This window comes from Pseudoalteromonas sp. Z1A8 (assembly GCF_011378855.1).
Lineage (GTDB): Bacteria > Pseudomonadota > Gammaproteobacteria > Enterobacterales > Alteromonadaceae > Pseudoalteromonas.
In genome coordinates this window covers 1-26,406 of sequence record NZ_WTLB01000012.1, presented here as the reverse complement: position 1 = coordinate 26,406, position 26,406 = coordinate 1, and the positions used below count along the sequence as shown (strand labels likewise).

The following is a 26,406-nucleotide window of genomic DNA, read 5'->3' as shown; positions in this document are numbered from 1 at the left end:
GTAAGCAAGATTTACTAATTTAAATCATCAGAAGGAATATATTCAATGTCTAAAAAAATACTTATGGTTCTTACATCTCACGCAGAACTTGGTAACACTGGCGAAAAAACAGGTTTTTGGGTAGAAGAATTTGCAGCCCCTTATTATGCATTTGTTGATGCAGGTGTTGAAGTAACATTAGCGTCTCCAGCTGGCGGTCAACCACCGATTGACCCAACAAGCACACTTTCTGATTTTCAAACAGACGCAACTAAACGTTACGACGCCGATAGCGCAGCACAAACACTTATGGCAAATACTAAAGTGTTGAGCGAAGTAAAATCTGGCGATTTTGACGCGGTATTTTATCCAGGCGGTCACGGTCCATTATGGGACTTAGTTGATAACACCGATTCAATTTCACTTATCGAAAGCTTTGTAAAAGAGCAAAAACCTGTTGCAGCGGTATGTCATGCAAGTGCAGCGTTTTTGAATGTTAAAGATGCCGAAGGCAATGCGCTAGTAGCCGGTAAAAAAGTAACTGGCTTTACTAACTCTGAAGAAGCTGCAGTACAACTTACCGATATCGTGCCATTTTTAGTGGAAGACGAGCTAATTAAAAAAGGTGGTGACTATCAAAAAACTGACGACTGGGGTGTATTAGCACTAGTAGATGGTTTAGTTATTACCGGTCAAAACCCAGCAAGCTCTGAACTAGCAGCTAAAAAACTATTAACCAAGTTAGGTTAATAGTGATTAATTAGTAAGAAAGCACAGCGTTTTTGCGCTGTGCTTTTTTAATTGCTTTTCATTAGTAAATACAATTCCTATACTGGCAACTCTTAAAGTCAATTAGGGCGATTATATGGCAACCAAGCCAACCACACAGTCATTACTAACCAGCACACGTTTTGCAATTTTTAGTGTTGTTACTATTTGCTTTGTACTACAAGTGATCAATAGCCTACCTGGTATAAACCTAAATGGTTTAGGTATATATCCACGCAGTATTCAAGGGTTAATTGGTATATTATGTGCGCCATTTTTACATGGTAGCTGGTGGCACTTTGCTAGTAATATGATCCCATTTGTGGTGTTAAGTTGGCTAATTTGTCAGTACAGCGTAAAACGTTTTTATAACGTATTTATTTTTACCGCTCTAGTTGGTGGACTGTTAGTTTGGGCATTTGGGCGCAGTAACATACATGTTGGTTTAAGCGGTGTTATATATGGTTTATGGGGCTTTATTCTATGCTACGGCTTAGTCAGACGCTCATTAAAATCAATTATAATTGCTGTTGTAGTGGCTATACTTTATAGCGGTTTTATATGGGGTGTTTTACCCCAGCGCTATCATGTATCGTTTGAAAGCCATTTATTTGGAGCTTTAAGCGGGTTCTTTTTAGGTTATAGATTAGCAAAAGCCGATAAATTAAAAGGTCGGTAAATTAAATGCTTAGCATTGCCTTTAATTAATTTTTAATGGCCACATTTATTATATATGTATTTTATCTAACAGAGGTTATTTATGAGTGATAAAAACGAATACACGCCACCAAAAGTATGGACGTGGGAAAGTGAAAGTGGCGGTAAGTTTGCCAGCATTAACCGCCCAATTGCAGGCGCGACTCATGACAAAACTCTACCTATTGGTGAGCACGCATTTCAGCTTTATTCTCTTGCGACACCTAATGGCCAAAAAGCTACAATCATGTTTGAAGAGCTTTTACAGCTTGGTTGCACCGATGCAGACTATGACGCATATTTAATAAACATAGGTGATGGCGATCAGTTTGGATCTGACTTTGTTGATATTAATCCAAACTCAAAAATCCCAGCGCTAATGGATCATTCAACCACGCCGCCTACTCGCATCTTTGAATCTGGTTCTATTTTACAGTATTTGGCTGAGAAATTTGATGTACTCATACCTAAAGATTTAAAAGCTAAAACTGAGTGTCGTAACTGGCTATTTTGGCAAATGGGCTCAGCGCCTTACTTAGGTGGCGGATTTGGTCATTTTTATAGCTACGCACCAAGTAAAATGCAATACCCTATTGACCGTTTTACCATGGAAACCAAACGCCAGCTTGACGTGTTAAATCGCCATTTAAACGAAAATGAATACATGGCAGGTGATGAATACTCAATTGCCGATATTGCAATTTGGCCGTGGTACGGATCGTTAGTGCTTGGAGCTTTATATGATGCAGCAGAGTTTTTAGATGTTGCCTCATACACCCATGTTGTACGCTGGGCTACGCAAATATCAGAGCGCCCCGCAGTAAAGCGTGGTCGTCGCGTAAATCGCACATGGGGCCCTGAAGAAGAGCAAATGGCAGAGCGCCATAACGATAGCGATTTCGAAGGTTAAATCTATAGAACAGCAAGTAAAGTCGTTAACACTTTAACCTGCTTGATAATTTTAAGGCTCAAAATAAATATTTATTTTGGGCCTTTTTACTTTTTAAACTTTTTTTATTTCACTCATAGACTATATTTATTTAGTTGTGTAAAAGTTCGTTAAGCTCTTTGTATTACCAGTGATGTAATTTTCTAAATGGTTTACTTAATTTCCTAGGTGTTGTTTTTGAAAAAGGTATTAATTAGTGCCATATAATAATTTAAGTACTGATGAGCGAAAAGAAGCGCTCAAAATTTTATACTCGAATGCGGTTGCCGGAATTGCCGTTTCTGTATTAGTAAGCGTTGCTTTAGTATTTGCTTTTGATATAAGTAACGAGAATATCAACCACGATAAAATAGTATGGTTTGGCATAATAATGAGTGTGCTTACTTTGCGCACTATTGATGTAGGGCTTTTTTTGAAAACTCAAAAGTCCAATAAACCTTATAATACAAACTCTTACCTAATCCGTTTTGCTGTTGGTTGCGTACTAACAGCGATGTCTTGGTGTGGTTATGCTATTTGGTTTCATAGCACATCATCTACTATAGAAGTTACCACTACCATAGCTATTTTATCAGCGCTTGCTGGTGGCTCTGCCAACATACTATCTGGTAGCCGTTTTACTGCTATTTTATATAGCTTTACTTTATTAGCTCCCTACTCTTTTCTGTTAATGCTTTCAAGCGATCATTACCAGCACATATTAGGGCTATTAGGCTTAACTTTTGCATTTATTATGATTGCTTCATCATACAAATCAGCCACATTTACACATAGCGCAATTCAGCTCAAAAACCAAAATAGAGAACTGCTTAATGAAATGGAAAACAAGGTTGAGCAACGTACTGAAGAGATCTATCGCTTGTCCAATACCGACCCACTCACTAATTTATTAAACCGGACCGCATTTTTAAAAAATGCAAACAAACAAATCACAGATAATCCTAAAGATCCCTTTGCTTTATTATTTGTAGATTTAGATGGGTTTAAACAAATAAACGATTCGCTAGGCCATAAAGTAGGCGATAAAGTATTAAAAGAAATAGCCCTGAGAATTAGCAATGTATGCAACCAGCAGCTTTATAAATGCCGCTGGGGCGGGGATGAGTTTTTAATTTTAGCAACGTATCAAACCCAAGCTGAGCTTTTCGAGTTTGCTAATAAAGTACTTCAGAGTATTGGCGCCGAACGTAAAACATATAAATATCAAAAATGGGTATCTGCCACAATTGGAATTGCTATGTATCCTGAGCACGGAAACGATTTAAATACCTTAATTCGCTCAGCTGATACCGCAATGTATCACCAAAAACGCATGGCTAAAGGTAATATAAATATTTATAGCGATTCTCTCAAGTTAAAACAAGAAAGGGAATATCTTTTAAGCCAACGTTTAGCTAGTGCCGTAGAAGAAAATGGTTTGAGGCTAGTGTTTCAGCCTATTGTTGATAGTAAAACAAACAAGGTTACCTCGTTTGAATCACTTTTACGCTGGCAACTAGACGGTGAAAATATTTTTCCTGATGAGTTTATTACTATTGCTGAGCAATACGGTTTAATTACCGAACTGGGCCTTTGGGTAATCGATCAAGCCTGTATTCAAGCTAAAAAGTTTAGCCATTTACAACCCCAAATTGCTATAAGCGTGAACGTATCGGTTATTCAACTACAAGATCCTGATTTTGTAACTAAGGTATTAAAAATAGTAAATACCCATCAAATAGAACCTAAAAATCTACATATAGAAATTACTGAGTCAGTATTTGCCGAGGATAAACTCACATTTTTAACAGCCGTTAAAGCGCTACAAAAGCAAGGTTTTTGTATTTCAATTGATGATTTTGGTACTGGTTACTCATCACTCTCAAGCATGCTTGATATTGGTGTAGATATAGTAAAAATAGATAGAAGCTTTATTCAAAATATGGATAAAAGAGGATTAAGTATTATTCATGCAATTGTACAAATGGCCTCATCTTTAGACTTTATGGTTGTTGCCGAAGGCGTCGAAACCATTGAGCAAGCAAACACACTCACTAATATTGGTGTATCTCATCTTCAGGGTTATTACTTCTCAAGGCCAATGGAAGTAGATTTTGTAGACGCTTATCTGCATGGGCAAAACAAGCTGTGTAGTTAACAATATCCCTTACAAAAGCAGCAGAGTTTCAATTTATAAGCTCGCGTGCTGGCTTTCAAATTAACTAAACATAATCTTACAATTACTTACACCCAGTACATAGTAATTAGCGTAGGCTAAATATAATCCAACTTACATAAGTATATTACGTTTAAATTTACGCTAATTAGCACAACAGCCAGCACTGAACATAACAAGTTATGCGCTACGTTATTTTAATAAGTGAATAATAAAAACGTGATTAAATAACTAAATATAAAAAAGGAATTTGCATGATAAAATCACTTTGCTATTCACTCATCACTTTACTTACCCCCATGAGCGTTATAGCTCAAACAATGACAATAAAAACAACTGATGAATTAGTATCCACCAATTCAGAAATTTTATTTGCGTATAATAAAGAATCAAAGCAATTAGAAACCATTAATTTACTCACATCACTTAATAGCGAACTTGCTTTACCAAAAAATGCCATCGGGTTTGATGTGGCTACACTTGCTAACATTACCGATAAACAAGCACTCGTACTAACAAGTGATGGCGTATACAAAGCCCATGCTGGTAAACCAACACTATTGTTTAATTATGAGTCGGTTCTAAATCAATTAAAAATAGATAAACTTGAAAAAATAGACTTTGTCTTCGATGCCAACAACGACGGTCTAAGCGATATTTTCATCCCTGGGTTAGCAAGCAGTACTTTATACATTCAAAATAAAGATGGCAGCTTTAAGCCTAACAAATTTAAACAACCCCCTTTGTACGAAGGTAGTTTTTCAAGAAAAGGGCTTTCGCTAGAAGTTAATATTAACAATAAACCGGTCGTTATTGATTTTAACCACGACGGCGTAAACGATTTGGTTTTTTCAAATGACTTTGGAGCCGATGTTTTGCTTGGTACTTCAGAAGGCTTTGTTCAAAAGCTTACCTCAATTGATTTTAACATCGAGTTAGGCGAGCTAAGTAATGGAGAGACTCGCAAAATAAAGCAAATTATTGATATTAATAACGACGGATTTCTAGATTTTACAACTAGACAGTTTAAGCCAACGCAAGGTATGGATTCGTTAGATATAAAAATAGCACATACTTTGTACCTAGGAAGTGCTAAAGGCTTTAGTAATACGCCCATTACCTTATTTGAAACACAAGGCCCTAGTGAGTTATTGCTCAAAACTGATTTTAATAATGATGGCTTAATTGATTTACAAAAAATGGATTTAGATATTGGCTTAGGTACTATTGCGTCTATGGCATTGGGCGGTGGCAGTACTGATGTAGATGTAGAAATGAACATTTATAAGCAGCAACCCGACGGCTCATTTGCCAATAAATCGAGTATCGAACTTGATTTAGAAATGGAAGTAGGAATGAACGGCGATGATTCCGAGCCAGCCCTATATTTAGGTGATATTAACGGCGACAGCTATATTGACGCAGTATACAAATACAGTAAAAAAACGCTGTATATTTATTACGGAGAGCAAGACTCACTGCTAAATGATAAACGTAAAAAATTAAAACTAACGCTGCCTAAAAATAATAAAGATATTCTTCTGGTAGACATAAACCAAGACGGTAAAAAAGATTTTGTATTTAAATTTACCGAAGAAGATGGCACCAGCAAAATAGAAACACGCTTAAATTAAGCCAATAAAAAAGCCCAACAGAGTTAACCGTTGGGCTTTGGACTTAAGACTTTCGAGTAACAGTCAGCTTTACTCTAAGTTATAACACCTAAGCAGTTACATTTAGCAGTGAATCGCCTTCACTTAAACCAAACTTCTCTTGCACTGATGCAAGAATCGATTCTTTATCTTCATCAGACAACTGGCTTGAATACTCAGTTAATAGCTCATCTAAGTAGCTGACTACTTCGTCTGTATCTACTGATTCTAATGAGTTCTGTGGCGGCGGTGGCGGTCTTTGGCCTTCCACTCGTCCTGCATCACCAATGCTTTTAGCATCAAACTCAAGTTCGCTCATTAAATCAGCAAGCTCTTTTGTTGGTTCAATACCTTGTTCTTTAAATGCCGCTTGAATACTTTGCGCGTTTTCTTCGGTTAAGTTTTCAGCGTCAAACTCTGCAAGCGTTTCTTTAACAAAATCGCTTTGCTCTGTTGTTAGTTTTGCAGCCTGACTACTTTGTTGCGGCATAAAATTCGCAGAACTACTGTTAATACTATTAATCATTTTAGTATCCTTTCAGCGTTCACGACGAGGTGGTTTATGATCGCTAAGTTCTTGTTCACTAATTTCGCCATTACCATCGGCATCTATAGAATCAAAAATTGTTTGTGCATCGCCGTGTGGCGGTTTTTTAGCACTGAACTCTTCAAAGCTAATTACGCCATCACCATCAGTATCAATAGTTGAAAAGTCAGGTTTTTCAGGAGGATTGTCACCGCCTCGAGCAGCTACATTAGCTGAAAAAGCAATAGATAATATTGCCACAGTGGCAAGAGTTGAAAAATGCTTCATAGTAATAACCTCGTATTTAAGAATTAAACTAAGCTTACGCTTTAAAAACGCAAACAATGTGCAAATAATGAGGAAGTAATAAATTATTTTAATAAAAAATAGTAATCTAAATACTTATTTAAAAAGTTCTGGTTGATTGCTTTGCAATCAATATATAAGCTAATAAAATAATACGATTAATTACTCTCAGGCAGTAGTGTTACTGCCCTTAATTCTCAAAGCTGATATACTGCTTGAGCCAATTAAACAAACAAATACAGAGCACTTTCATAAATAATGATTAATAACCAACCCTACTTAGCAGGCAATCTGTGAAAATACCTAAACGCCTACAACCCCTTGTTGATGATGGCCTTATTGACGAAGTTATAAGCCGACTAATGAGCGGTAAAGAAGCCGATGTATTTATTGTCCGCTGTGGTGAGCACATTCGCTGTGCGAAAGTGTATAAAGACGCGGTTAAACGTAGCTTTAAAAAAGCGGCACAATACCAAGAAGGCCGAAAAGTACGTGGTGGACGCCAAGCGCGTGCTATGGGTAAACGTTCTAGCTATGGCCGTCAATTAGAAGAAGAGATTTGGCAAAATGCCGAAGTTGATGCGTTATCTCGTTTAGCTGGCGTGGGTGTACGTGTTCCTGATACTTACTTTTGTATTGATGGCGTGCTGCTTATGGAGCTTGTGTCGGACGAGAATGGTAACGTAGCCCCTCAACTTGGACATGTCGTTTTTAGTGAAGAGCAAGCTATTGAGCAACATAAACTCATGATGCATTACATTAAGCTTATGCTTTGCGCAGGTATAATACACGGCGATTTATCTGAATTTAATGTACTTGTAGATAATAACGGCCCTGTAATTATAGATTTACCGCAAGCAGTTAACGCTTCAGCAAATAACAGTGCACAAGCTATGTTTGCACGCGATGTAAATAACATACGCCGCTACTATGGTGAATTTGCGCCAAGCATACTAAAAACTCAATACGCTAAAGAAATGTGGGCATTATTTGAAGAGGCCAATTTAACGCCTAATTCAACGCTTACAGGTGAATTTGAAGACAGTGACGAACTTGCCGATGTAGATTCTATTCTTGATGAAATTCAAGCTGCCGAATACGAAGAGTTTGACCGCTTAGAGCGAATTAAAAATGCTGACGATGATGAATAGCTCATCGTCATAGCTTACTAATACCTCTTACTGCGGGTGCACAAATCGGTAGCCAACCCCATAAACAGACTGAATAACACTTTCAGTTTGTGTCACTTCATCTAGTTTTTTACGCAACTTTTTAATATGGCTATCAATAGTACGATGGCTCACAATACGCTGATCGGCGTACATAGTGTCCATTAAACTATCGCGCGAATAAATACGATTTGGGTTGTTAAACAAAGGTTTAAATAGCTGAAATTCAAAGTTCGTAAGCTCTATGCTGTTTGATTTGTATTTTACGCTGTAGGTACTCTCGTCAAGCTTCATTGTTGACTCTGTAACATCACTTGCGCTACTTAATCGCCTTAATATAGCTTTAACTCGCGCCACCAGCTCAGCATAACTAAACGGCTTACAAATATAATCATCTGCACCTAACTCAAGTCCAAGCAGCCTATCTATTTCTTCTACTTTTGCCGATACCATAATAATAGGCACATTTGAAAAGCGCCTGATTGCTTTACATAGTTCTATACCACTTTGACCAGGTAGCATTATGTCGAGCAAAATTACGCTCGGCCTGTTAATTTCAAGCCAAGGTAATACTTCATTTCCGTGATGTATTTGATGAGTAACAAAATGATGGCTACTTAAAAAGTCACTCATTAAGTTAGCCAGCTTTACCTCATCTTCCACAATCAGTATTTGTTCGCTCATAGAGTTCTCTGTTATTAGTAATCCAAACTTAGATAAAAATACCATATCAAACAAAGTTCAAGTTACGTATTTTTTATCTGAATCAACTAAAGCTAAATAGTTGGTAGCCTAATAATAATAGCAAGACCGCCTAGAGTGGCTTTTTCAGCAGCTATTTCACCATTATGGCCTTTAACTATATGTTGGCAAATAGATAAGCCCAAGCCCGAACCGCCCTCTTGGCGATTACGAGAGCTATCTACTCGATATAAATACTCAAACAAATGCGATAAATGCGACTGCTCTACACCTACGCCATTATCTTCAATTATAAGCTCTAAGTAGGTTTGCCCTTTAATGCTTATATTATTAGCCGTTAATGAAATAGTGGTGCATTGTGCATAGTGTACCGCGTTCATTAAAATATTATCGAGCAGCTGCAAAAGTCGGGTTTTATCTGCTTGTACAGTTATGTGTTTAGCGCTATTGAGTAAGTAAATTTTTATATTGTGCTGCTCAAGTATAACCTGATATTTTTGCTCAATAGTATTTAATAATAAAGCCATATCAGTAGGTTGCATAGTGTAATGCATACCCCCTAACTCTGCGCTATTGAGCATATGCAAATCATCTATTAAGCGTTTTAAATGCAAAGCTTCATCGTTAGCTGAGCTTATATTTTTTGTATTCGGTTCACGTATGCCAAGTAGCATAGCTTCAAGTTCACCGAGTAAAATGCTCATTGGCGTCCTAAGCTCATGAGAAATATTAGCTAGCCAGCGTTTGCGCACTTGCTCGTCTTTAGCGAGTGTAAATGCAAGGATATTAAAATCTTCGCTTAATTGGCCTAATTCGTCTTTTCGCTCAAGCGTAAGTTTGGTCTCGTAATTACCTTGCGTTAAGCGATGCATACCATTAGCAATTTGCTTTACTGGACTAACTAAGTGACGAGACAATAAAAAGGTAACTAGCAATGTAAGCAATACAGCGGCTAAAGCAATAAACCATAAGTAGTTAGTTTGCTGCTGTAAAAAATCAAGCTCATAACCATCAACCAAGCTATCTCTTTTAGATACAGCTAAGTAACCCACTGTTTTATCGCTCACTGTAATTGGGGTTGTTATATATTTTAAATCGCTGAGGTATCTACCCACTACTCGCTGCTTATTTTCATCAAGCAAAGCGTAGTGAGCAATATTTTCAGGTGGTAGGCGGCGCTCTCCCCCTAAACGAATATGATCGGGTGGCGGCCGTCGCATCATTCCCCCTCTGGGGCCTGGACCTTCTGGTGGCCTAGGTAAAAACTGGCTATTTTCTAGCTGAGATTCAACAAGTTTTCTAAAATTTTCGCCATTGCCAACAACACGTTCCCATGAGGGGGTTTTTTCGTATTGCTTTGCAAGTTGCACAACAAGTGGTTCAAGCGCTTTTACTTCTTTTGCATTAACAAAATCAATTACGCCTTGCCCTATACTCCATTGTATAAGTACTACTAGCCCTGCAATAACACTAAAGGTAAAACTAAATAGTATTAAAAAAAGTTTATTATGAATTTTCATTAATGCGTGTTTTCAACCTTGCTAGGAAAGCTTTCAAATCGGTATGTTATAAACTCTTTGGTTTGATCGTTAACATACAGCGTAGCAACTATTTTTTTGCCCTGAGCGGTCCAATACATATGACCATGATTATTTAAAGTAACCGATACGGTATTTATACCACTTTTAAATAAGTTAGCAGGTAAATGCAATGCATGTCCGTAAATTCGCTGTATTTTAACCCCATTTATATATAAATGAGCATGACCTTGTAAAAAGCCCGTGTCATCGTTTGTAGTAACGCTCATCATTTGCTGCATGTTCATTGCGCCCTCAGGGGGTACAGATAAATCATAGCGCTGAGTATCTAAAATTAAGTTATAACCCGACATACTATCTTTTAATAACTTAAGGCTTAATGCCGGGATTGGCGTATCACTTGGCACTGCTATAGGCATATGGCTATGATCCATCATTTCCTGCTGCGCAAAGAGCTTAAAGCTCAATAGCACAGCAGTAGTTAGGATCAATGCGTATTTAAAATAACGCATAGTTACTCCTTACATTCCCGGTGGTGGACCCATTGTTTCGCCCGTATCACAGCGACCAATTGAATTATCGGCTAATTGACCTTTAAAACGAGGCCCTATTTGATAAGGAAAAGAAGGCTGTAATTTACCATCACTGTCTAACGTTAGTGTTATATGGTAGTGATAACCCTTGCCATCGTTAGTATCGTGGCCGTTATGCTCATCTAATTGAGCACCGGTTACTGTTTTTTGTGCGTAGTAGAAATCTTCAAAGTAATAACCATCGTCGGCATTTAATGTATTACCAGAGAGCGTCGTTACTTCTGCGCCAATAGCAGGACCTGCATCACTTGTTTGTGTGCCTTGGCTAACATCGTATTGATCGACTAAAGTACAGCTTCGCTCACCTTCAGTACCACAACCACCTTCACTTTCTGACGCGCCATAATCACGCATTTCCCAGCCGCTTAATGCAAGTTGACCGTTACTTTCATAAGGACCATAAAGCGGATAGCCATCAGCTGCAAACCCATAAATAGGTGAATGCGCATCGCCATCATCTTCAAGTAAATCAGCTAAGCAACTAGTATAAAAATGGTGATGATATTCACCGTTAGCAGCATGTCCGCCACACACATCAACATCGTATTGCTCAGCAATGGGCGCTAATGTATACCAAATATTATTACCGTAGCTCATGCCATCGCCCCAGTTAAATATACTGGTGCCATTAACCATTAAGCCCACTGTACCTAAACCCGTTTCGCAGGTTTCGGTATCCGATAAGTCGTTAGGTGTTATGGGAAAGTACGCCTCAACTGTTTGTTCTGTCGGGCAACCTGGCCCTGGAGGCCAATAACCGGCACCGCCTGTGTCATCACAATTTTCAGTACTGCTGTTATAGCCAATATCTTCACCAAACGAAATTGTTTGCCCAACTTCTGCTGAAGTTACACCGTTATAAAAGTCAGTCGCTGCACATGGACGATTATTAAGTGAATCTACTTGGTCTTGTGTAAGCGTTACGTCATATTTAGGAATGTCAGTTGTTTGCACATACATGTATTCAACATCGGCATCGTCTTGTGCAACAGTAACAACCTCAACCGATTGCACGTCCTCAACCACTGCACCATTGTTTTGTATATAAGTAGAGGTTGTATCGTTGTTAATTAACCAGCTGGTAAGTTTGGCACTATTATCAATAGTGCCAGTATCTGAGTCTGATGAAGCAATAACATTAACTATAACTGTATCTATAACAACATCGTTAGTACCGTCATCTGCACTGATTTCAAATACAAGTGCTTCATCGGTTAAAACTTCAGGTGCAACAAACTCAGTAGAAGTTGCTGTACTTGAAGATAAGCTAACGGTAGTGCCTGATGTTTGTGACCAGCTAACAGATACTTCGCCATCATCTTCAACTGTTGAACTTAAATAAACGGTATCGCCCGCATTAACAGTTTGATCAATACCGGCGTCAACCGTTGGAGCACTATTATTGACCGTTTCGCCGTCTGTTGTAGTACTTGTTGAATCGCTATTACATGCGCTTAAAGCGATGCAAAGCGCGCTTAATGCAAATAACTTAGTTACATTAGAAGTTTTTGTTTGAGAGAGAGTTTTCAATATTTGAACCTTTACATTAACGTTTAATAAAATAAAGTTAACAAGTAAAAGTGCAAACAATGTGCACAAACTAAGGAAGAATCACCATTAAGATTACAACTGCGGCCTTTTAAGCAAAAACTTATCTTTGGTTGTACTAAAGTAATCGCCGCCCATTTTGCCCACTGCGTTTAATAATTCAGGGTCAATATAGCCATTACTCATCACGCCATCGTTTATACAAATACCTACTACATCCAACAACATCATTTTTCCGCCGCCAGGCTCATTGGAAATACTAATAACCTCGCGTAGCTTACATTCAAACCGCACTTTTGAATCGGCAACACTTGGCGCGTTCACTAACTGACTTTTAGTTTGTGTGATATTTGCAGCATCAAACTCACTTACATCGCTTGGATAATTAGCACAGCTTTGATTCATTTTTTCAACTAGTTCTTCGCTTACAATATTAACCACACATTCTTTAGTAGCTAGTAAATTACTGAGGGTATCTTTATTTGATTTGTCGTTAAGATTTACCTGCGTAACACTTAAAACAGGTGGCTTGCAGCTAGCAACAGTAAAAAATGAATAAGGCGCAATATTCGCAATACCTTCACTATTTAATGTGCTTACCCACGCGATAGGCCTTGGGCTTATACCGCCTACTAAGTAAGAGTAAACATTTTGGTTGGTATTTTCGGTTAAATCTAAAAACATATTTTTCCTTTATTAAAAGTTACGCTGCAAATCTTAAAATAAGTTTATTACGTACAACATTTTAAAGCAGCAGCCATTTTTTAAAATATGCATGAAAAAATAAACATAGTCTGGTTTAAGCGCGATTTACGTCTTAGTGATCATCAACCTCTAAAAAGTGCATTTAGTAATGGTTTACCTACCCTACTACTTTACAATTTTGAGCCATTACTACTTGAAGATGCCCACTACAATGAGCGGCACTGGCGCTTTGTATCTCAATCAATAGTTGAATTAAATAATCAGCTAGCGCGTTTTAACGCCTGTGTTTATATATTTAATTTAAATATGAACGATTTACTTGAGTCGTTAAAAACTCAGTTTGAAATAGTGAACATTTTTAGCCATCAAGAAATAGGCTTAAACAACACCTTTGAGCGCGATAAAACAATAAAAGCATGGTGCCAGCATAACCACATAAACTGGCAAGAATCACAAACAGGCGCGGTTATTCGAGGCAAAAAAAATCGCGATAATTGGAACGAACGCTGGCAGCAAACAATGCAAGCACCTATTGCTGTTCCTAATTGGAAAAACATAAAAACAATTACCCTCAATAACTACCAAGTACCAGCGCTACCAACTACCTACACGCAAAATCACGACAGCTTTCAGCAAGGCGGTTCTTTGCAAGCACGCACTGTAATGCAGAGTTTTTTTGCTGAGCGTGGCAAAGGTTATCAAAAAGGAATATCAAGCCCAAGTTTAAGCCAAACACACTGCTCTCGACTTTCGCCGTATTTAGCATGGGGGAACATTAGCCTTAGGCAAGTGTATCAAATGGCCATTGATGAATATCATTCAAAACACCCTGATAAAAGAGGTTGGAAGCGCCCGCTTGCAGCGTTTGTATCGCGTTTGCATTGGCATTGCCACTTTATACAAAAGTTTGAAAGTGAATGCTCTATGGAGTTTTTAGCCCTTAATTCGGGTTATCATGTATTTCCGTATCGTGATGACAAAAACGTAAAAACCGATATTGAGCGTTGGGCACAAGGTCAAACAGGTATTCCCATTATTGACGCTTGCATGCGCTGCTTAAAAGCTACCGGTTACATAAACTTTAGAATGCGCGCCATGCTTGTAAGCTTTGTAACGCATCATTTAAATATAAGTTGGCAGCAAGCGAGCTTTCCTTTAGCTAATTACTTTTTAGATTTTGAACCAGGGATTCACTACCCGCAAATTCAAATGCAAGCCTCGGTAACAGGCATTAACACCATTAGGCACTACAACCCAATTAAGCAGTCGGAAGATCAAGACCCAACTGGCGCATTTATAAAAAAGTGGTGCCCCGAACTTGAAAAACTCCCTATTGAATACTTACATCAGCCTTGGGAGCAAACTCCGATGGAAGCGCTATTTAACGACTTTAAGTTAGGGGAGGATTACCCTGAACCCATGCTTGATTTAACTGCGGCTTCAAAAGAAGCACGCGAGCGCTTATGGCAATACCGTGAGCGAGCCGATGTTAAACGCGCCATAGGGAGGATTCTTAAAAAGCACGTTGGGGGTACTCAAAAAGTTACTCGAACAAAAAGTAAAACGGATACTAAAAGTAACAGTAAGGCTGAGTAAGCATGGCGCACAAAAAACTAAACTTACCTCAAAAAATATGCCCTATTTGTAATAAACCTTTTACGTGGCGTAAAAAATGGCAGCGCGACTGGGATAACGTTATTTTCTGTTCAGAGCGCTGCAGGCGTAATAAATAAGAGTAACAATTAACTGGCGTCTATTTTGCAACATCATCAGTAATTAGTGCTTTTAAGGCTTTATATAAGTTTATTTTGTAAATAACGCTTAGCTAACCTGAAAAGCTTACACTCAAGCAAGGAGAAGATGATGACTATTAAAAAAACGGCTAGTTCAACATGGTCTGGCGATATTAAAACAGGCAAAGGTAGCATATCAACTCAAAGTGGCGCGCTTAACAAACAACCTTATGGTTTTAATACCCGCTTTGAAGATGAAGCAGGCTCAAACCCTGAAGAATTAGTAGGTGCAGCGCACAGTGCATGTTTTAGTATGGCGCTTTCGCTTGCATTAGGTGATGCAGGCTTTACCGCAGATAAAATTGATACTAAAGCCACTGTAAACCTTGATGAAGTAGATGACGGTTTTTCAGTAACGCATATTGCCCTTGAGGTAAAAGCGCGTATTGATGATATTCAAAACGAGCAGTTTCAAGCCTTATGTGAGCAAACCAAAAAGAGCTGCCCTATTTCCAAGCTCTTAAATACCGAAATATCACTAGATGCGACACTTCAATCAGCATTTTAAATATTTAGACTTAACTATTTAGACTTAACTGTTTAGACAGTTCCTTACTAAAAAAGCCAAGTAAGTAATTACTTGGCTTGCTTATTATAAAGAAGTATTTTTAGGTTTATTCCTACTCAAAGTACTCACTACAAGCCCTATTCCCATCCCAATTGCTGGCCATACTACCCATATATAACTAGGCGAAGTTAGTAAATTTATAACGCTTAGCAAAGTTAAAATAAGTAGATATGTTTTAATTTTTTTGCCTAATGTAATTGTGCTGCTCATTTTTATTCTCCAAATAATGTATGCCACTATTATTGTTTTAATAAGCATCGTGCACAGCTGCTAAATGTCATTAAATGGCATGACATTAGTCATTACTCCCTACCTAAAAATATAGTTATTTATCATGCTTCAATGCATAAAACCCAATACTTTAATCTGTTTGTGTTAGGCTCTAATCTCAACTAACCTTAAACAAATAAACATTAAAGGATGAGCTAAATGAGCGAAAAATCAAAAGATTTCGAAAAAGTGACATGTAACAACTGTGCTGACGCTAACGATCTCGAATTTGATTTTTCTATGGCTTTTCAACCGATTATAAACTGTAAAACTAATCTTATTTATGGCTATGAGGCACTAGTTAGGGGTTTAACTGGCGAGTCTGCTTATTCAATTATTTCAAAAGTAAATGCAGACAACCGCTATGCGTTTGATCAGCTTTGTCGTATTAAAGCCATTCAATTAGCCGCAAAGCTGGGCATAACATCAATGCTAAGCATTAACTTTTTACCTAATGCTATTTATAAACCTGAGCGATGTATACGCACCACACTAGAAGCTGCAAAAAAGTATAACTTCCCAATTCAAAATATTATGTTTGAATTTACTGAAGTAGAAAAAATAGAAGACACCGCACACATAAAGCGCGTTGTTGATTACTATCAATCTCTTGGGTTTAAAACCGCGACTGACGACTTTGGCGCAGGTTATTCAGGATTAAATCTACTGGCTGACTTTCAAACCGATATTATTAAGCTTGATATGGCCCTCATACGCGATATAAACAACGATAAAAAGCGTCAATTAATAGTGACTCATTGCTTAAATATGTTTCGCGATTTAAACATAACCCCATTGGCTGAAGGGATTGAAACCGTAGAAGAGTATATATGGCTTAAAAACGCAGGTGTTGAGCTTATGCAGGGGTATTTATTTGCCAAACCAAGCTTTGAAAACTTGCCTGAGGTAAATTTTAAGGACATAGGTGCTGATTAGTACTCAACACCTATTATTAAACCTTATTGAATCTAAGTACGCTTAAGCTACATATTACCCAGCTCTATCATCATCGCTGTGTACATGCGCAAATTTAGCTCTAGTTGCTCAATGGTCATAAATTCATGCTCTGAGTGACCCGTGTAGCGTTTACCTGGCATTGAAGGACCAAACGACACTGCGTTATCAAACAGCTTTGCATTAGTGCCACCACCAATTGATACAAAGTCAGCTTTTTCGTCGCCCGTAAAATGCTTGAAAATATCAAGCAGCTTTTGCGCATGCGGTGCGCCATCAAGTAGCATCGGTGTGCCAATAATTGTTTCTATGTTAGCAAGCGTTACGTTATTAGCAGCCTGCCAATTAGCAAGTGCAACATCAATTTGCTTTTGTAGTACAGCTTCGTCTTTACCCATGGGGCGACGTGCATTTACAGCAAGTGTTAGTGCATTACCATCGCGCTCAATAACAGTTGGTGCCACTGTCATCGGGCCCATAAAGTCGTGCTTGTAAGCTATTTCGCCAAACTGTTTACCATGAATATCTAAACCAATTAACTGATTTACAAAGTCGATTAGCTCGCCGTCACTGTTATTTTCAAGCTCTACGCCTTTAAATAACTCAGCTAAATAGGCAATCGCATTTATACCCGACTCTGGCTCTGATGAATGCGCCGACATACCTTTAACGCTTATTGCTAAACCATTACTTTTTTCACTAAAGTTAAACTCAACTTTATTTAATGTTTTGGCTTTTGCTTTTAATGCATTAATAAGTGCAGCGTCTGCATTGTGAAGTACTAAGCTGGCGTCTTCTGGAATTTGGCTTCTAAACGCACCGCCAGTTACATCCTTTACATACACACCCGTTTGTGGTGATGTTGCTTTAAAGGTAGGAGCAATTAAGCTCCAGCCTTTCTCGGCAACCACTACAGGGTATGATGCATCAATCGTTACTGCATATTTTGGTTGTTCATACGTTTTCATAAATTGAGTAAGCGGGCCCCAATCAGACTCCTCAGCCAGATAAATCATTAACTCAATACGATTATTAAGCGTTATGCCTTTATCTTTAATTGCTTTCATGGCGTAAAGCGCGGTTGCTATTGCGCCTTTATCGTCCTCTGTACCACGACCAACTAATTTACCAGGCTCAGACGTATCAATAATAAACGGGCTTTGTTTCCATTTGCTAGCATTTGCAGGTTGCACATCGCCATGCGTTACTACCGTTACTTTTTCGCTTTGCTCGCCCATACCAATTAATACGGTGTACCCTAAATCTTGGTAGTCAAAACCAAGCTCTGCGGCTTTCATTTTTAACAGGGCTTTAAAGCCAATAAAATCTTGGTTTTGTGGCGTTTTTATATTCGCTTTATTAACCGTAGGAAAGGCAACTAAATTGGTAAGAGTGTGTATTTGAGCATTTTGGTAGGTATCTACTGCGTAATCGGCAACGCTATCAATATTTTTATTTAACTGCGCATGAGCACCAAACGCAAATAAAGCAATACTGGCTAAAGCTAACTTTTTCAAAACAATTCCCATTTAATTAATAACTAAGAGTGGGGAATTATAACGCTATGAGTTACTTACTTATAGCTCTTTACGCCAAACGCGCAGATTACTTAAGGTAAATATTTATATAGCAGCTTTTATGAGGATGACTGTATAATGCGCGACTTAAAATTAACAGGGCATTTAATTGTGAATCGTCGTAAAAAAATCGTCACTAAATTTCAAAAGAAAGATAAACGCACTAACGCTAAACTACACAAAAGCAACAAACCTGGTTATGTGTCAAAAGCTGAGCGCGAAAAGCTAGCTGAGCAAGAAGGTAATGAGCCACAGGTAATTCAAGAGTAACTTTACGTTACCTGTTGCTTTGATATTTTAAAATGGCAAAAGTACCGACCACTTATATAAACGACTACTGCTGTGGCAACTATAAGTTCGAACGTAGCTAAGTAATTAACCGCATCTATGTATGGTATTGCGAGGTCTATACTTTGCATCCAATCTGTCATTTTAAATAATGCTGTTGACCCAATAACCATTGGAAACGTAAAAGCAGCGTAGCTAGGCGTAAAAGGCCTGCGTAATAACTTTATAAATAACACATAAACAATCAGTGTTTTTATTATCGCTAATGTAAATAATACTCCCACTATAGTTAGTGATGGATTGGCCGCTATATGAAAATACCCCGCTAATGTTAAACTGGCAGGTGCGGCTAAAATGGCAAGTGTTGGCTGTATTTCGTAATCACTTTTTAATGCTATTAAAAAACGATAAAACATAATTGGCAGTATAGTACTGTACGCTGATATGCCAATAACCAACGCACTATAGGCTAACCACGCTAATGTAGGATTACCCGAAAAAGTAATGTCTGCAATAATAATACCCACCGGTGGCACAAACCAGCTGGGCGCCATATCTTCAAAGTTAAACTTTTTTGCTCGCTGATATAAAAAGCTCAACAAAAATGTAAAGTGCAGCACAAAAGCTAAAACCCACATAATGTCGCCAGCTAATGGGTCAAATTGCCCCACTGATTTTGAAATAACCAGGTTAGCCATTGCAAATGTCGGGATCACACTTCCTGCAACTGGGTGTGCTAAATCAGCTTTTAATAAATCGGGGTGCAGTAAAAATTTAGCAGCCAAAAGTAGAACTAATACGCCAGCTAATAGCGCTCCCAGATATTGTCCATAATTATTTAAATTAAAAACGTTTTCCCATGTCCACCCCATACTGGCAATACCCAAAGCTAAACCGGCCATAGCTGTTGGCGCACCCATGACTTTATTTTTAAATTGTTTAAACACTGTATTTCCTAACCATTGGGTGATGAACAAGTTATTGCTTTTTCTGCATTCTACTAAAACTAATGTTATAAAATTAATAAAACAGTGCCTAATAGAACGTGTTAAGCATACTAATATTTCATAAAAAAAAGCAAAAGCCATAACATGGTTATGGCTTTCGCTTTATTTGAAATTTGAATATGAGGTTATTTAAAACGCATAGCTAGCACTTATATTAAACGAGCGCCCCTGCCCTGCAAGCTGTTCAAACCCGTTGCTGCTATCTTGTTTAAGCGCTGCAATACTTACACCTCCAAGTGGGAGCTGGTAATATTCATCAAACACATTACTTATTTCAGCGTTTAGCGTTAATGCGTTCCATGTTGCTTTAGAGCTTAAATTTACCAAGCTATAACTGCCTGTCTGGTTTTCAAAACGATTATTGTCTACACGGCTTTTTGTATCTACCCACTGCCAAGACAATACATTTTCAAATCGACCTATTTGCTGGCTAATATCTAGCTGAGTTTGCAATGGCTTAATTTGGTAAAGCGGTTGGTTAGTATCGTCTCGCTTGCCTCTGGTATTAGTAACATTAGCGTGTAACTGCCAATTGCCTAAATTCTTAGATTCATAAATGTTGGCTGTTAAGTCTACCTTTGCACCATACAAAATCGCATCGACATTAGTAAACTGCAAAATGTTACGCGCTGTATTGTCCAAGTCATAACTATTGAAGCTTCTTACACTATCAGCATCAATATAATCGTTCACATCTGTATACCAAACATTGGTGCTTAACCGCCAACGATCATCTTTAGCCGATTTAATATACGTGGCACTTATAGTATGGGCTGTTTCAACATCTAAATCGGGGTTACCAATATAACCGTTACCATCGCCGTACCAGCCAATCATGGTAGTTGCCATAGTACTTACACCCCAACTGTATCGCTCGTATAAATTAGGCGCTCGGTTTTTACGGGCAAGACCAAATTGCAGCTCATCATAATTTGTTATTTGGTAGTTAATTAATAAGTTAGCATCAACTATAGTGTCGGTTTTATCTCTGTCGCCAGCATTAAAATTCTCAACAGCAATGGTATTATCTGTAGACGTATCGCTCATGGTCATACTTTCCATACTACTCATATCGCTCATATCGTCCATATCGTCCATATCGTCCATATCCATCATACTCATGTCATCGTTGTAAGATTGAACCTCTCCAACGTGGGTATTAATACTTTCAATACGTACGCCTGCGTTTAACCATAATTTTGTATTTATTTGGCTCTCAAATTCTGCAAATGCCGCTATGCGCTCTCGTTTACCGTTATTTACATTTACGTAATCGTCTGGTCCCATCATGGTTGAGCCTTCAATACCTGGCCACCAATCATCAATACTGTAATTATAATATTCTTGACCGAGTAAAATACTGCTGTTTTTATCAAGCGCAATACGCCATTTTAGCTGCGTACTTATATCTTGTGCATCAGTTTTCATTGGCATCATGCCTGTTTTTTCTTCACTGAAAAAACCCATTTCGTGCTTTACGCTATGCCAGTTAACTTGCCCTTCAAGCTCGCTGTTTTCAAAGGAGCGTTTGTATTGAGCTATTGCACCGTAACTGGTGTTATCGGTCATATCCATATACTGATTTGCAAATCCCTGATACGGGATTTTTTGATGCGTTAGCTTTATAACTAATTGCTGCTTATCATCGCGCATAGCTGCGGTTAAACTATGATTTTGTGCTCGATACAATGTATCTAATACTACATCGCCGTTACCGTCTTCATAACTATCTGCGTCACTAAACGAACCCTGATAATTAAGGCTAAACGTGTCACTTGCTAAACGTGCACCAACGCCAAGTTTACGTCCGTTATCAACACTACTGTATTTTGCCGACACATAACCCGAGTGCCATCTTAATTCACTGCTATCGCTGTACTGTGGTGAAATAGAATTAACACTTATTACACCGGCAATATTATCGCCGCCCGCGCTTACTGGCGACACGCCTGCAACCACATTGTAAGACGTAATTTGATTAGCCGAAATATACGAAAGTGGCGGGTTCATATGATTAGCACATGCAGCAGTTACATCCGCGCCATCAATTAACACTTTTACTCTATCGCCCATTAAACCATTTAAAACAGGTAAATTAGATACGCCGCCCGCTGCTGAAAAATCGACACCTAAATCACTTAATAACGATTCTGACGAGCCAAGTGCTAAATGTTTATTTTGAGCATGTCCGTGAACTTCTATCACTTCTAAAGGTGTGTCGTCGGCAAATGCTAAAGGAGATAGCACGCTACTAATAAAAAATGCGACAGGGGTAAGTAAATATGTTTTTTGAGTTTTGCTTTTATAAACCATTGTTAATTTATGCCACTGTAATAATTGGCGTAATTATAGTGTGAGTGGCAAAAGCAAAAGCGCGACATATTGTCGCACTTTATCAATTTATAATGTTGCTAGGTGTGTTTGAGCACATAAGAAGGCAGCTTTAAACATAGGAACATGCAATTAACTAAGTATTTAACTTAGCTACCGTTTGAGAAACAATATCGGCTCCACGTTCAATCTCTTTAATGACCTCAGACACATTAGCAATAAGCTCTCTTCCTTGTTTTGATGAGTCTGAAACTGACGTTATTTGCTTTGATATATCATTAGTGAGCTCTTGGTTATTTTTAACAACACTTGCTATTTCATTAGTAGAGCGACTAGTGCTGGCTGCAAGCTGCCTTACTTCATCAGCTACTACAGCAAAACCTCGACCATAATCACCAGCACGCGCTGCTTCTATTGCGGCATTAAGTGCCAGTAAATTAGTTTGATCCGCAATGCTGCTAATTGTCGAAACAATGGAACCTATGACCGCAGACTGTTCATTAAGATTTTTTATTAAATCTACCGATTTAAGTACTTGGCTTACAATGGCGTCGGAGTTCGCTATAGAGCTTTGTAGTATTTCAGAGCCTTTTTTAGCGGTTGTAGCAGTAGCTACCGCCGATTCATGTGCTATTGCAGCGGCTTCTGTCACTGCACTGTTATTATTAATTCGATCGGTAATATTTGATGCAAACTTAATTATTTTAATTACATTACCTTTGCTATCTAAAATTGGGTTATAAGTTGCTTCTAACCAAATTTCTGAACCGTCGGCGGCAATACGTTTAAATTTTCCTGACTTAAACTGCCCCTGCGCTAATTCACTCCAAAAGCGTGGGTTTTTCTCATAAAACAATTTAGTACAAAACATTTTATGATGCTTGCCTACAATGTCTTTTAAGCTATAACCTATTGTTGCTAAAAAGTTTTGGTTCGCCTTTAAAATATTACCCTCTGGGGTAAACTCTATTGTAGCCAAGGCTTTGTCGAGTGCATTTGCAATAGCTTCTTGCGCTTTTCTTTGTATGTAACTGTTTGTAATATCAGAGGCTATTTTAATAACTTTGGTGACTACGCCGCGCTCTTCTACAGGAAAGTAAGTTGCCTCAAGCCAAAGCTTATCGCCATTAGCTTTGTACCTTAAAAACGAGCCTGCTTTAGAATTCCCTGCTTTCAATGCTTGCCAAAATTGACTATATTCGTTTGACTTTGCATATTCAGGTTCGCAAAACATACGATGATGCTTACCAATTATTTTCTCTTTGCTATACCCAATCGTTTTTAAAAACAACTGGTTTGCGTCTAATATTATTCCATCAGGTGTAAACTCTATATAAGCAACGTGCTTATTAATTGCCGATAAAATAGATTGTTTTTGAATTAATTGAAGCTCCATTTCTTCAATTTTTGCGTTTCTTTTAGAAATACCAAACATATAAAAACCTTAAGGAGTAAATTAGTACAAAAATTAGCAAATTAATGTGATATCAATATGTAGCTGTACTGTAAATATAAGCTTTAAATAACCTTTCGGCTAATATTTAATATCTTATATATATATGCTTTATAAATAGTTTTTTTATTTTATAAATGTTAAGTAGTATTTTCTTCTAATTAACATTTTAAAAACCTAATAAAACCACTAATTTATGCATGACTCTGTACTTTTTTTAACTTAAAATAGCGCCCTCACAGACTACCCTCTCACACCAAAATTTAAGCATACACATAATATGTCCTATTCAAGATCTATTGTGCAGTTTCATTTTTAAAATTAAACCTTAAGGGATCATCTATGACATCAGATGTAACGTCGGCATCTAGTCAACTTAACAGAACCGCTATTTTACTCGTATTAGCGCTAGGCACATTTATTTTAGGATTATCTGAGTTTTCGATGATGCCTATGCTGCCACTAATTAGCGAAACATTTGGCTCAACGCCATCACAAAGTGGCTATGCAATTAGTGCTTACGCCATTGGTGTTGTAGTGGGTGCCCCTATTTTAATGCTTACCACTGCTAATATGAGAAAGCGCAAAGCATTGCTCATATTTATAAGCTTAATGTTTGTCTCAAACGGATTAAGCGCGATGGCAACGTCGCTTGAGCAACTTGTAATATTTAGATTTTTAAGTGGTTTACCTCATGGTGCATATTTTGGCGCGGCTATTTTATTAGCATCGGATATTGCCCCAAAAGGTAAGCGTGCTAGCTTTATGTCTAAGGTGTTTATGGGTTTAACTGTGGCCACTATTGTTGGTGTGCCTGTTGTAACACTTGTGGGTCAAAACCTTAGTTGGCGGTACTGTTTAGCCGGCGCTGCAGTGCTTGCATTTATTGCTTTTATTTTTGTTTACAAAGTAGTTCCAAATATAGATAACGCTAAGCCTTCTAACTTACTAAACGAGTTTGGCGTACTTAAAAACAAACTGGTTTGGTCTATTTTGGGTATTGTAATTATTGGCTTTGGCGGGGTGTTTTGTATTTATACTTACATTGCCGACACCATCTTAGTGGTAACAAAAACAGCCCCATATACTATTTCTATCGCAATGGTAATGTTTGGTATTGGTTGTACGCTCGGTAACTATGTACTGGGTAAAGCTGCCGATAAATCAGCAATTAAAACGACTGGCCTTGCGCTTGTATGTACCATTGTATTTGCCTTTGCTTATGTAACGGCAAGCCATAATATTTGGGCTCTTTATGCAGTGATCTTCTTTATTGGTTGCAGTGTGGGTTTGGCAACACTTATTCAAACGCTATTAATGGATGTTGCTCCAGAAGGTCACGCTATGATCGGTGCTCTTGTACAGTGCGCATTTAATACCGCAAATGCTATAGGCCCGTGGGTCGGCGGAATTGCAATAGCGCAAGGTGCTGCACCTAATCAAACAGGTTACGTAGCAGCTGCATTGTTTTTAGGTGGTTTGGGTATGTGGCTATTAAGTTACTTACAACTAAACAAACAGCAACCAACAGCGCAAACCGCTGGTTAATCTATACTTTAAATAGTAAATACAAAAAGAGCCGCTAACTAGCGGCTCTATTATTTTTAATTTACCTAGTAAATTAAGCGCTTAACGACGCCATATCAATAACAAAACGATATCGTACGTCAGATTTTTCCATACGCTCATATGCTGTGTTAATTTCGTCAATGTTGATCATTTCGCACTCAGGTAGCACGTTATTTTCACCACAAAAGTCGAGCATTTGTTGCGTCTGTGCAATACCACCAATAAGTGAGCCTGCAATACGACGGCGACCCATTAATAATGGTACCGTGCTTAGCTCATCTACAGGGCCAACTTGGCCTACAATAACTAAAGTACCATCCACATCAAGTAGTGGTGTGTAAATAGATAAATCATGTTTTACAGGTACCGTATCTATAATGACGTCAAAGGCAGATTGCGAGTCTTTCATTTCGTCATCATTAGATGACACTAAGTAGTGCTGAGCACCCAATTTAACCGCATCATCTTTTTTAGACTCACTACGGCCAATTACCGTAACGCTTGCGCCCATTGCAACTGCATTTTTAACGGCCATATGGCCAAGTCCGCCTAGACCAACAACACCAACACGGCTGCCTTTTTTAACGCCCCATTTATGAAGTGGAGAATACGTAGTAATACCTGCACATAATAGAGGTGCAACGCGTGAAAGCTCTAAACTCTCTGGAATTGAAAGTACGAACTCTTCTCGTACAACCACACTTTTAGAATAACCGCCTTGGGTCATTTCGCCGGTTTCTCTATCCTTACCGGCATAAGTGCCAACCATACCCTCTCGGCAAAATTGCTCTTCGTTGTTGTCGCACTGATCGCAACTTTTGCATGAATCAACCATGCAGCCCACGCCAACAGAATCACCTTGCTTATATTTTTTAACGTCGCTGCCTACCGAAACAACTTTACCAACAATTTCGTGCCCGGGTACTAATGGGTAGTCACTGCCACCCCAATCATTTCGTACGGCGTGTAAATCTGAATGGCACACACCACAGTATAAAATTTCAATTTCTACATCGTTATTTCGTAACTCGCGGCGCTCAAAAGAAAATTCTGTCAGCTCAGAACCTTGGCTTTTTGCTGCATATCCTACTGTTTTCATAATAACTCCATAGTGGTTAAAAATTTAAATTTTAATAACTCTAACGCAGTTGCCGTGAATACAAACTGACGCTAAAAACAAAAAAGCCCAACAATGTTGGGCTTTAATACGCTAATAACCTAATACAGGTTCATAGGTTGGATCTTAAGGAATAAAACTTGAAAACATGCTCTGAATTTGATCTGATAGTAATCGCCAAACCACTATCTAT

Annotated in this window: 25 protein-coding genes; 12 read left to right on the top strand and 13 right to left on the bottom strand. The window is 38.2% G+C overall.

The genetic code is table 11. The annotated features are described in order from the left end of the window. The first annotated feature begins 45 nt into the window (after positions 1-45). From GQR55_RS06665 to GQR55_RS06645, 5 genes are all read left to right on the top strand, one after another. Positions 46-729, top strand: coding sequence for a type 1 glutamine amidotransferase domain-containing protein (locus tag GQR55_RS06665; RefSeq protein WP_166419961.1), 684 nt, complete (start codon positions 46-48; stop codon positions 727-729). A 115-nt stretch (positions 730-844) separates the two neighbouring features. Further along, positions 845-1,426 carry a rhomboid family intramembrane serine protease gene (locus GQR55_RS06660; RefSeq protein WP_166419960.1) on the top strand — a complete coding sequence of 194 codons (582 nt, stop codon included), beginning with the start codon at positions 845-847 and terminating at the stop codon, positions 1,424-1,426. An 81-nt stretch (positions 1,427-1,507) separates the two neighbouring features. Then, entirely contained in the window at positions 1,508-2,353 is an 846-nt protein-coding gene (gene yghU, locus GQR55_RS06655) for a glutathione-dependent disulfide-bond oxidoreductase (RefSeq protein WP_166419959.1), read from the top strand. Between the two features lie 235 nt (positions 2,354-2,588). Beyond that, a complete protein-coding gene (locus GQR55_RS06650) occupies positions 2,589-4,529 on the top strand; it encodes an EAL domain-containing protein (RefSeq protein ID WP_166419958.1) in 1,941 nt (646 codons plus the stop codon). A gap of 272 nt (positions 4,530-4,801) precedes the next feature. Continuing rightward, a complete protein-coding gene (locus tag GQR55_RS06645; protein ID WP_166419957.1) occupies positions 4,802-6,181 on the top strand; it encodes a VCBS repeat-containing protein in 1,380 nt (459 codons plus the stop codon). An 88-nt stretch (positions 6,182-6,269) separates the two neighbouring features. Here GQR55_RS06645 and GQR55_RS06640 read toward each other — a convergent pair whose 3' ends face one another. Both GQR55_RS06640 and GQR55_RS06635 read right to left on the bottom strand, forming a co-directional pair. Further along, positions 6,270-6,725: a hypothetical protein gene (locus GQR55_RS06640; protein ID WP_101217777.1), complete on the bottom strand. Its 456-nt coding sequence runs from the start codon at positions 6,723-6,725 to the stop codon at positions 6,270-6,272. Positions 6,726-6,737: 12 nt separating this feature from the next. Then, positions 6,738-7,013, bottom strand: a complete 276-nt coding sequence (locus GQR55_RS06635) for an EF-hand domain-containing protein (protein WP_007581281.1) — start codon at positions 7,011-7,013, stop codon at positions 6,738-6,740. Positions 7,014-7,324: 311 nt separating this feature from the next. Here GQR55_RS06635 and GQR55_RS06630 point away from each other — a divergent pair, with 311 nt between their 5' ends. After that, positions 7,325-8,182: a PA4780 family RIO1-like protein kinase gene (locus tag GQR55_RS06630; protein WP_010555357.1), complete on the top strand. Its 858-nt coding sequence runs from the start codon at positions 7,325-7,327 to the stop codon at positions 8,180-8,182. Positions 8,183-8,209: 27 nt separating this feature from the next. Here the strand turns inward: GQR55_RS06630 and GQR55_RS06625 are convergent, their stop codons facing one another. From GQR55_RS06625 to GQR55_RS06605, 5 genes are all read right to left on the bottom strand, one after another. Next, a complete protein-coding gene (locus tag GQR55_RS06625; protein WP_007581275.1) occupies positions 8,210-8,884 on the bottom strand; it encodes a response regulator in 675 nt (224 codons plus the stop codon). A 92-nt stretch (positions 8,885-8,976) separates the two neighbouring features. After that, the gene (locus tag GQR55_RS06620; RefSeq protein WP_166419956.1) at positions 8,977-10,422 is read right to left on the bottom strand and encodes an ATP-binding protein; all 1,446 of its coding nucleotides are present in this window, start codon (positions 10,420-10,422) and stop codon (positions 8,977-8,979) included. Next, on the bottom strand, positions 10,422-10,952 hold the full coding sequence (locus tag GQR55_RS06615; protein WP_165729021.1) for a hypothetical protein: 531 nt from the start codon (positions 10,950-10,952) through the stop codon (positions 10,422-10,424). The genes GQR55_RS06620 and GQR55_RS06615 overlap by 1 nt, the downstream gene beginning before the upstream one ends. A 9-nt stretch (positions 10,953-10,961) precedes the next feature. Next, positions 10,962-12,623, bottom strand: coding sequence for a YHYH protein (locus tag GQR55_RS06610; RefSeq protein ID WP_206012048.1), 1,662 nt, complete (start codon positions 12,621-12,623; stop codon positions 10,962-10,964). A 33-nt stretch (positions 12,624-12,656) separates the two neighbouring features. Further along, complete coding sequence (locus GQR55_RS06605) at positions 12,657-13,265, bottom strand: flavin reductase family protein (protein WP_166419954.1); 609 nt, start codon at positions 13,263-13,265, stop codon at positions 12,657-12,659. An 87-nt stretch (positions 13,266-13,352) separates the two neighbouring features. Here GQR55_RS06605 and GQR55_RS06600 point away from each other — a divergent pair, with 87 nt between their 5' ends. The 3 genes from GQR55_RS06600 to GQR55_RS06590 all read left to right on the top strand — a co-directional run bounded on the left by GQR55_RS06600 (position 13,353) and on the right by GQR55_RS06590 (position 15,587). Then, positions 13,353-14,882, top strand: coding sequence for a deoxyribodipyrimidine photo-lyase (locus GQR55_RS06600; RefSeq protein ID WP_166419953.1), 1,530 nt, complete (start codon positions 13,353-13,355; stop codon positions 14,880-14,882). A gap of 2 nt (positions 14,883-14,884) precedes the next feature. Continuing rightward, the gene (locus GQR55_RS06595) at positions 14,885-15,019 is read left to right on the top strand and encodes a DUF2256 domain-containing protein (protein ID WP_076916399.1); all 135 of its coding nucleotides are present in this window, start codon (positions 14,885-14,887) and stop codon (positions 15,017-15,019) included. A 130-nt stretch (positions 15,020-15,149) separates the two neighbouring features. Continuing rightward, positions 15,150-15,587 carry an OsmC family protein gene (locus tag GQR55_RS06590; protein ID WP_166419952.1) on the top strand — a complete coding sequence of 146 codons (438 nt, stop codon included), beginning with the start codon at positions 15,150-15,152 and terminating at the stop codon, positions 15,585-15,587. Positions 15,588-15,671: 84 nt separating this feature from the next. Here the strand turns inward: GQR55_RS06590 and GQR55_RS06585 are convergent, their stop codons facing one another. Beyond that, entirely contained in the window at positions 15,672-15,857 is a 186-nt protein-coding gene (locus GQR55_RS06585; protein WP_166419951.1) for a 2TM domain-containing protein, read from the bottom strand. Between the two features lie 219 nt (positions 15,858-16,076). Here GQR55_RS06585 and GQR55_RS06580 point away from each other — a divergent pair, with 219 nt between their 5' ends. Next, positions 16,077-16,853: an EAL domain-containing protein gene (locus tag GQR55_RS06580; RefSeq protein ID WP_166419950.1), complete on the top strand. Its 777-nt coding sequence runs from the start codon at positions 16,077-16,079 to the stop codon at positions 16,851-16,853. Positions 16,854-16,900: 47 nt separating this feature from the next. Here the strand turns inward: GQR55_RS06580 and GQR55_RS06575 are convergent, their stop codons facing one another. Beyond that, entirely contained in the window at positions 16,901-18,388 is a 1,488-nt protein-coding gene (locus GQR55_RS06575; protein ID WP_166419949.1) for a dipeptidase, read from the bottom strand. Between the two features lie 138 nt (positions 18,389-18,526). Here GQR55_RS06575 and GQR55_RS06570 point away from each other — a divergent pair, with 138 nt between their 5' ends. Then, entirely contained in the window at positions 18,527-18,718 is a 192-nt protein-coding gene (locus tag GQR55_RS06570; protein ID WP_197178405.1) for a DUF2986 domain-containing protein, read from the top strand. 2 nt (positions 18,719-18,720) lie between these two features. On the opposite strand, the gene GQR55_RS06565 is transcribed toward GQR55_RS06570, so the two are convergent. From GQR55_RS06565 to GQR55_RS06555, 3 genes are all read right to left on the bottom strand, one after another. Next, a complete protein-coding gene (locus GQR55_RS06565) occupies positions 18,721-19,683 on the bottom strand; it encodes a TDT family transporter (protein WP_166419948.1) in 963 nt (320 codons plus the stop codon). 189 nt (positions 19,684-19,872) lie between these two features. After that, positions 19,873-22,056, bottom strand: coding sequence for a TonB-dependent receptor (locus GQR55_RS06560; RefSeq protein ID WP_166419947.1), 2,184 nt, complete (start codon positions 22,054-22,056; stop codon positions 19,873-19,875). 154 nt (positions 22,057-22,210) lie between these two features. Continuing rightward, positions 22,211-23,509: a PAS domain-containing methyl-accepting chemotaxis protein gene (locus GQR55_RS06555; RefSeq protein ID WP_165726424.1), complete on the bottom strand. Its 1,299-nt coding sequence runs from the start codon at positions 23,507-23,509 to the stop codon at positions 22,211-22,213. Between the two features lie 360 nt (positions 23,510-23,869). Between GQR55_RS06555 and GQR55_RS06550 the strand changes: the two genes are divergently transcribed. Further along, the gene (locus GQR55_RS06550; RefSeq protein ID WP_166419946.1) at positions 23,870-25,075 is read left to right on the top strand and encodes an MFS transporter; all 1,206 of its coding nucleotides are present in this window, start codon (positions 23,870-23,872) and stop codon (positions 25,073-25,075) included. Between the two features lie 73 nt (positions 25,076-25,148). On the opposite strand, the gene GQR55_RS06545 is transcribed toward GQR55_RS06550, so the two are convergent. Beyond that, positions 25,149-26,195, bottom strand: coding sequence for an NAD(P)-dependent alcohol dehydrogenase (locus GQR55_RS06545; protein ID WP_166419945.1), 1,047 nt, complete (start codon positions 26,193-26,195; stop codon positions 25,149-25,151). Positions 26,196-26,406: the final 211 nt, after the last annotated feature.

Bases quoted from the DNA above. Each gene is read 5' to 3' on its own strand.
- GQR55_RS06605 (WP_166419954.1), bottom strand. From the start codon at position 13,265: ATGTTTTTAGATTTAACCGAAAATACCAACCAAAATGTTTACTCTTAC.
- GQR55_RS06590 (WP_166419952.1), top strand. From the start codon at position 15,150: ATGACTATTAAAAAAACGGCTAGTTCAACATGGTCTGGCGATATTAAA.
- GQR55_RS06620 (WP_166419956.1), bottom strand. From the start codon at position 10,422: ATGAAAATTCATAATAAACTTTTTTTAATACTATTTAGTTTTACCTTT.
- GQR55_RS06625 (WP_007581275.1), bottom strand. From the start codon at position 8,884: ATGAGCGAACAAATACTGATTGTGGAAGATGAGGTAAAGCTGGCTAAC.
- GQR55_RS06560 (WP_166419947.1), bottom strand. From the start codon at position 22,056: ATGGTTTATAAAAGCAAAACTCAAAAAACATATTTACTTACCCCTGTC.
- GQR55_RS06545 (WP_166419945.1), bottom strand. From the start codon at position 26,195: ATGAAAACAGTAGGATATGCAGCAAAAAGCCAAGGTTCTGAGCTGACA.
- GQR55_RS06585 (WP_166419951.1), bottom strand. From the start codon at position 15,857: ATGAGCAGCACAATTACATTAGGCAAAAAAATTAAAACATATCTACTT.
- GQR55_RS06635 (WP_007581281.1), bottom strand. From the start codon at position 7,013: ATGAAGCATTTTTCAACTCTTGCCACTGTGGCAATATTATCTATTGCT.
- GQR55_RS06555 (WP_165726424.1), bottom strand. From the start codon at position 23,509: ATGTTTGGTATTTCTAAAAGAAACGCAAAAATTGAAGAAATGGAGCTT.
- GQR55_RS06600 (WP_166419953.1), top strand. From the start codon at position 13,353: ATGCATGAAAAAATAAACATAGTCTGGTTTAAGCGCGATTTACGTCTT.
- GQR55_RS06595 (WP_076916399.1), top strand. From the start codon at position 14,885: ATGGCGCACAAAAAACTAAACTTACCTCAAAAAATATGCCCTATTTGT.
- GQR55_RS06660 (WP_166419960.1), top strand. From the start codon at position 845: ATGGCAACCAAGCCAACCACACAGTCATTACTAACCAGCACACGTTTT.
- GQR55_RS06580 (WP_166419950.1), top strand. From the start codon at position 16,077: ATGAGCGAAAAATCAAAAGATTTCGAAAAAGTGACATGTAACAACTGT.
- GQR55_RS06645 (WP_166419957.1), top strand. From the start codon at position 4,802: ATGATAAAATCACTTTGCTATTCACTCATCACTTTACTTACCCCCATG.
- GQR55_RS06615 (WP_165729021.1), bottom strand. From the start codon at position 10,952: ATGCGTTATTTTAAATACGCATTGATCCTAACTACTGCTGTGCTATTG.
- GQR55_RS06665 (WP_166419961.1), top strand. From the start codon at position 46: ATGTCTAAAAAAATACTTATGGTTCTTACATCTCACGCAGAACTTGGT.
- yghU (WP_166419959.1), top strand. From the start codon at position 1,508: ATGAGTGATAAAAACGAATACACGCCACCAAAAGTATGGACGTGGGAA.
- GQR55_RS06550 (WP_166419946.1), top strand. From the start codon at position 23,870: ATGACATCAGATGTAACGTCGGCATCTAGTCAACTTAACAGAACCGCT.
- GQR55_RS06570 (WP_197178405.1), top strand. From the start codon at position 18,527: ATGCGCGACTTAAAATTAACAGGGCATTTAATTGTGAATCGTCGTAAA.
- GQR55_RS06640 (WP_101217777.1), bottom strand. From the start codon at position 6,725: ATGATTAATAGTATTAACAGTAGTTCTGCGAATTTTATGCCGCAACAA.